This window comes from Shewanella sp. 10N.286.51.B8, from assembly GCF_041469325.1.
Classification (GTDB): domain Bacteria; phylum Pseudomonadota; class Gammaproteobacteria; order Enterobacterales; family Shewanellaceae; genus Shewanella.
Genome location: NZ_JBFRKG010000006.1, coordinates 43,589 through 49,605, shown reverse-complemented (window position 1 = coordinate 49,605; position 6,017 = coordinate 43,589). Strand labels below are relative to the sequence as shown.

Below are 6,017 nucleotides of genomic sequence, written 5' to 3'. Positions count from 1 at the left end.
GACGTTGTGTCAGCAATACGGGTTAATTCTGTTTGTAATGCGCCAATCTCTTTTTGCATCGCAGCTCTATCATCTACTGAGTTTGAGCCGTTAGCAGATTGCAGTGATAAATCACGCATACGTTGTAAGATGTTGGTTGACTCTTGCATTGAGCCTTCAGCGGTTTGTGCAATTGAGATACCGTCATTGGCATTACGCATCGCCACCCCAATACCGTTAATTTGACTGGTCATACGGTTTGAAATTTGCAGGCCTGCTGCGTCATCTTTAGCGCTGTTAATGCGCAGGCCTGATGATAAACGCTCCATTGAGGTTTGCAGGTTGCCATTAGCGCCATTTAAACTGTTTTGCGCTTTCATTGCGGTGACATTGGTATTAACTGAAATAGCCATGATACTTTCCTTTTTTAGTAGCATTGCCAAGGCTAAGCGCTTGGCTAAACTTGTTAATAAAGTTATTGACCCAGCCGCTCTATCCCTATTGATTTGCGGCTGAAAACGGTTGACTCAATAACCTTTAAACAAAATTAAATGAATAAATTAACATTAAAAGTTGTTGTTAGCTTTTGGGTATTGGTTGCTATTTTATTTGGGCTTTTATTGATAAAACGATTAGTTATATCAGCCTATAAAACACCCTTACCCAATGACTGACATTGCAGTTTCATCGCGCTTGTTAGATGTAATCAAACAAGCTCGTTGAACCTACCTTGCTGAAAACACTTGATACGGCATTAAGTGCTAACTGCTGTTTTTCAAACTCAATAATGGCTTCGGCATAATCTAAATCTTCTAACATCGACAAGGCTGATGCGTTGATCACCTTCTCGTCGGTGTGATTCGATTTGTACTGGTCCATTACTTTTAAGCTGTTGCCAACCTCACCGCGCTTAGCGCTCATTTGATTGACACCACTATCGATATTATTCAACAACTGTGCCAACTCCGCTTTACCTTGTGGGGTTTGTATCTTGTCGCCACTTTGCAGCAAGCTAATTGCCTGGCTAAAACTGTCTAAAATACTGACCTCAGCCATAGGCTCAAGGGTAAAACTGTCGCCCGCCATCGGCTCGCCATCAAGTTTAACCTCCATGCCATTTATCTTAATTGGCATGGAACTATCAAAATCTGCCACTGTTGTCAGTACTTTATTGGCGCTGTCTCTGACTTCAACATCCACCCCACCTGCGCCATTGTCGATAAAAGCAAACTGATAAGTATCTGCAATATGTGCTGCACTATCGGTAATTTTGGCGCTATCGACGCTAAACTCACCTTGCTGGCCTGCCATATAATTGGCGCTATAATCGCCCATGGCATTGAGCGCGTTCATAAAAACAGCATCACCGGGCATATTGGTATCAGTGAGTACCCCTGAGGCAATAATGCTTTCGCGGGTGCCTGAGTCGCCGTTGTAAATAATTTGACCATTGGCATCAAACTCAAATGGTGCGCTGCCAGTTTTATTGCCAGCAAATAAGTAATTGCCTGACTCATCTTTTTTGTTGGCAATGGCCAACATTTGATCGAGCGTTTTTTGCATTTCATCGGCAATAGTTTGCCGCTCGTTGTCGGTCATGCTGCCGTTTGAGCCACGCAATAATTGCTCTTTCATGCTGCCAGCTAAATTATCTAAATCCCCCAGTAAGGTTTCTGTTTGATTAAGGTGGTTTTCACCGTAATCAATATTTCTTAAATACTGATCAACTAAGTTATTTTGCTGGTTTAACTTATCGATACCAATGGCGGCCACGGGGTCATCACCGGCGGTATTAATTTTTTTACCTGTGGCTAATTGCAGGAGGGTTTTGCTGGTTTCAGATTGGCCTTTTGCTATGCTGTAGCTGTTTTGCTGAAACATTTGCGCAGTAGAAATTCGCATAATTAATTCTCCTAGCGAACTGAGCTAAGTAATGAGTCAAACATCTGCTGGGCAGTTGTCATGATGCGAGCTGAAGCTTGATACGATTGCTGAAAGCGCATTAAATTGGCCGCTTCTTCATCTAAATTTACCCCAGACTCACTTTGCACTCGGTTATAGGCTTGCTGATACATGGCATCATTTGAGGCCAAGCTCACCGCTGCAGCTTGCGTTTTGCTGCCGATATCCAGTTTGGTGCCTTCAAACACCCCGGTTAAGGTGGTTGAGCCATTATTCATAATGTTGGCATCGGCCAATTGCGCCATTGCAACCGCATTACTGTTGTCGCCTTCGGCAAAGGACAAATCAAAGCTATAGCTGTCAGTGACACCTGCTGAAGATGAGTCGTTAATTTCAAAACTAAAACCAAAGCCGGTGTCAATTTGTGGTGGGGTAAAGGATTTTTCAGCGCCGACTATGGCGCCGTTGGCATCCAGTACTTGAAAAGTATTTTTAGCGGTATCAATTTTGACGGTAAGCTCACTACCCGTTTCAGGGAAGCTGGTATGAGTTCGGTCAATGTCTGTGAGCTTTACACTGGTGTTACCTGAGTTGCCTGAGTCAGCTGAGATATTAGGCCCAGCTGCAGCTATGCCTCTTGGATCTGTCATTGCCACATTGAGCCCTGCTGCAGCGCCCGCGTTAGGTCTAATTTCAAAACGGTCGCCATCAGCAAAACTGCCAGCATCAATTTCAATACTAAAACCATTGCCGCCTTCAAGCTGATTGCCATTAAGGGTTAGTGGCTCAACTTTACCTGTTTGGGTGTCTTTAAGCTCATAGGTGTTTGGCGCAGTGAAAGATAATTCGTATGCGCTGCCGGTTAATTGGCCTACATCGTCAATATTAACTTTCAGATTGGCGTCACCAGTGTTGGTACTGTAGGCACCGACTCGACCTGCGGCCATGCTGGGGTCGTTAATATCAGTAAAAATATTGCTGCCAATATTGCCGTCTAGGTCAAAACCATTTTGCTGCATTTGGTTAAAGGCATCTGCCACGCCTAAGGCCAGTTGCCCTAGCTCTTGAGAGGCTGGAATTAAGGTTTGATCACGAAAGTTAAATAACTCGCCTAATTGGCCACCTAATTTAGAGCCGTCAATCACTAACGTGCTATTACCAGTTGATGTGGTTAGCCTTGGCTCATTCGAAAAGGGATCGCCTGTAGTGGTGCCGACTTGCATCGCCACTTCACCGGACACTAGCATCACTGAGCCGCCGAGCATGACGCTTTTAGCGCCATTATCTAGCGGGATAACATTAACTTCAGAATATTCGCTTAGCTCTAAAATCAGCGCATCTTGTCGGTCTAATAATTGGCTGTCAGCCCCTGGCGACTTCATGATCTCGAGGTTGATGTTGGCAAGCTCAGTACTGATCTCATTAATGCGATCAGCAACAGCGCCGATTTGCGCATTGGTTTGCTTCATTTGCGAGTCAAGGTGGCTTTGCATTTGATTAAGGCTGTTAGCCACTTGCCCGGCAGAGCTAAGCATGTTGTTACGCATACCGAGATCTGTCGGTAAATCGCCAACATTATTAATGCTGGTAAAAAAGTCATTTAAACTGGCTGGCACCATGGCGCCAATTTGCGAGAACAGCTGATCCATTTCGTTCATTTTGCTGTAACGGGTTTCAGCACCACTCATGGAGGTTTGGCCAATGCGCAGCTCTCTTGCGGCATATTCGTTATAAACCCTTTTCACATCAGATACGTAAGTACCTGTACCATAAAAGCTACTACCGATTTGTTGGGACCCTAATGACGATTGCTCTGCAACTTGGCGGTGATAGCCCACGGTATTGGCATTGGCAATGTTATTACTGGTGACGCCCATTTGCGATTGGGCTGCCATAACACCTGAACGGGCAATGTTTAATAAATCGATAGCCATTAGTTAGTCTCTTTTGGTAATACGGACTTAAGTCCATTGGTTACTGACTCCATGACTTTCAACACTTTATTGGCGTATTGAGGATCAGTTGCGTAACCTGCTTGTTGTAGGGCATGAATAAATTTGGCGGGCTGTGCTGCCACTTTTTTGGCTTCTTGGTAGCGCTCGCCATTGGAGATGAATGACACAAAGTCATTAAAGCTTTGTTCAACGTTGTCGTACATTCTGAAGTCTGCTTGTTGTTTTACTGCCACCCCTTGCTCAAACTCTAAGGTGTTGACTGAGGTTTTATCGCCGTCCCAGCGTCTGTCGGCTTTGATATTAAACAAGTTGTTGCTGGCTGTGCCGTCATCACGACGGATCATTTTTTGACCCCAGCCAGTTTCTAATGCCGATTGCGCCAGTAATACTTCAGGGGTGGTGCCAAGCTGTTTCGCGGCCTTTTCAGCATGGGGATAAAGCACTGAGACAAAATGTTGCGGGCTGTCAAACTGATTCGGCGTTGGTGCCATCGATTGCGGCAAGCTATTGCCACTAGTGGCAACACGATCACCAGCCAAAACTTGATCTAATTCTTGGCTATCAATTATCGGCTTAGCCATTGCAGCGTTCGCAGTTGAGATATTAACAGTTGAGTGATTAGGCATTGTGTGGTTAAACATTGACTGATCAGCCTCTGAGCGCTCAGGGGCAGAATTTGCACTCACTACTGTGCTAAGAAAATCTACCGGCTTATTCGTAGAGTTAACTAATGACTGTGCACTGTTAGCGTCAATATTACCGCGCAGCACTGAGGCTGGGGTAAAACCGCTTTCTTGGGGAGAAAGTTGCTGCACCATCATGTCTGCGATGCCCAACATACCTTTGTTTGATAAATCCACCGACATTTGTTGATCGCGCATGTTTTCAAAAAATTCGGTGGTTTCACTGTTCATCGGGCTGTCTGATTTAAAGACTGCGTTAGCTTCACGCATACTTTTCATCAGCATTTGAATAAATATCCCTTCAAACTGTTTGGCGACTTCTTGTAATGCCGCCTTCTCGTCTTTCTGGGCCTTGGAACGTAATGAATCTAGTCCCCCTAGATCCAGATAGTTCGATGAATTTGACAGCTTTTCCATAGTCATACCGACAATTTTTAGATGATGATAAGCTCTCCATGCAAAGCGCCTGCCATCTTTAACGCTTCTAATATTGCCAGTACATCTGAAGGGGCAGCGCCCACCAAATTTACCGCTCTGACTAGCTCATCGAGCGAGGTGCCAGGGTCAAATAAAAACATTCGGCTATCGTCTTGGGCAACATCTATGGTGCTATCGGTTGTAACAACCGTTTGACCATCCGAAAACGGATTAGGTTGTGATACTTGGGTCGCTTCAGCAATGGTGACGGTTAAGCCACCATGGGTCACAGCTGCTGGCATTAAGCGTACATTTTGCCCCACCACTATGGTGCCTGTACGCGAATTGACTATCACTTTGGCTGACTCATCGGCCATATCAACTTGAATGTTTTCAAGGGTCGATAAAAATGACACTCTTTGGGATGCATCACGAGGCGCACTCACTTGCACCGAGGTAGCATCAAGCGCCCTTGCCATACCGGGGCCAAGCAAATCATTAATGGCTTGTTCCATGTTTTTGGCGGTTGAAAAATCTGCACGGCGCAAGTTAAAGGTGAGGTGATCGCCACTGGCAAAAGGTGACATCACGCTGCGCTCCACAATAGCGCCGCTAGGAATACGCCCAACGGTAGGAGTATTTTGTATCACCCGTGAACCGTCTTGACCTTCTGCGCTAAAGCCACTGACCACCAAGGTGCCTTGGGCAATGGCGTAAACATTACCATCAACCCCTTTTAAGAAGGTTTGCAGCAAGGTGCCGCCACGTAAGCTTTTTGCTTCACCAATACTTGATACCGTGATGTCAAGATTTTGACCGGGCTTAATAAAGGCAGGCATTTCTGCATGCACGGCTACCACAGCGGCATTTTTGGTTTTAGGGTTAACATTATCGGCTAAATTAATGCCGAAGTTTTTTAGCATGGTTCTAAAGGTTTGTTCGGTATAACGGGTTTTTTCACCTGTGCCGGGTAACCCCACCACTAAGCCATAACCAATTAATTGGTTACTTCGTACCCCTTGGACATTGGCAATATCTTTAATGCGCTGGGCTTGAATTGGCTGTGACACCAACACCATGC

General features: G+C 45.4%; 4 protein-coding genes and 1 pseudogene. All 5 read right to left on the bottom strand.

The genetic code is table 11. The features are described 5' to 3' along the window. A pseudogene (locus AB4160_RS02810) lies at positions 1 to 392 on the bottom strand (flagellin); the annotation flags it as partial. A gap of 283 nt (positions 393 to 675) precedes the next feature. Further along, positions 676 to 1,881 (bottom strand): flagellar hook-associated protein FlgL, encoded by a 1,206-nt coding sequence (gene flgL, locus AB4160_RS02805; protein WP_372003546.1) that lies wholly within the window; start codon positions 1,879 to 1,881, stop codon positions 676 to 678. 11 nt (positions 1,882 to 1,892) lie between these two features. Beyond that, the gene (gene flgK / locus AB4160_RS02800) at positions 1,893 to 3,815 is read right to left on the bottom strand and encodes a flagellar hook-associated protein FlgK (RefSeq protein ID WP_303459759.1); all 1,923 of its coding nucleotides are present in this window, start codon (positions 3,813 to 3,815) and stop codon (positions 1,893 to 1,895) included. Next, positions 3,815 to 4,936 (bottom strand): flagellar assembly peptidoglycan hydrolase FlgJ, encoded by a 1,122-nt coding sequence (flgJ, locus tag AB4160_RS02795; protein WP_372003544.1) that lies wholly within the window; start codon positions 4,934 to 4,936, stop codon positions 3,815 to 3,817. The genes flgK and flgJ overlap by 1 nt, the downstream gene beginning before the upstream one ends. A 17-nt stretch (positions 4,937 to 4,953) precedes the next feature. Beyond that, positions 4,954 to 6,015: a flagellar basal body P-ring protein FlgI gene (locus AB4160_RS02790; RefSeq protein WP_372003548.1), complete on the bottom strand. Its 1,062-nt coding sequence runs from the start codon at positions 6,013 to 6,015 to the stop codon at positions 4,954 to 4,956. Positions 6,016 to 6,017: the final 2 nt, after the last annotated feature.

Bases quoted from the DNA above. Each gene is read 5' to 3' on its own strand.
- flgK (WP_303459759.1), bottom strand. From the start codon at position 3,815: ATGGCTATCGATTTATTAAACATTGCCCGTTCAGGTGTTATGGCAGCC.
- flgL (WP_372003546.1), bottom strand. From the start codon at position 1,881: ATGCGAATTTCTACTGCGCAAATGTTTCAGCAAAACAGCTACAGCATA.
- flgJ (WP_372003544.1), bottom strand. From the start codon at position 4,936: ATGGAAAAGCTGTCAAATTCATCGAACTATCTGGATCTAGGGGGACTA.
- AB4160_RS02790 (WP_372003548.1), bottom strand. From the start codon at position 6,015: ATGGTGTTGGTGTCACAGCCAATTCAAGCCCAGCGCATTAAAGATATT.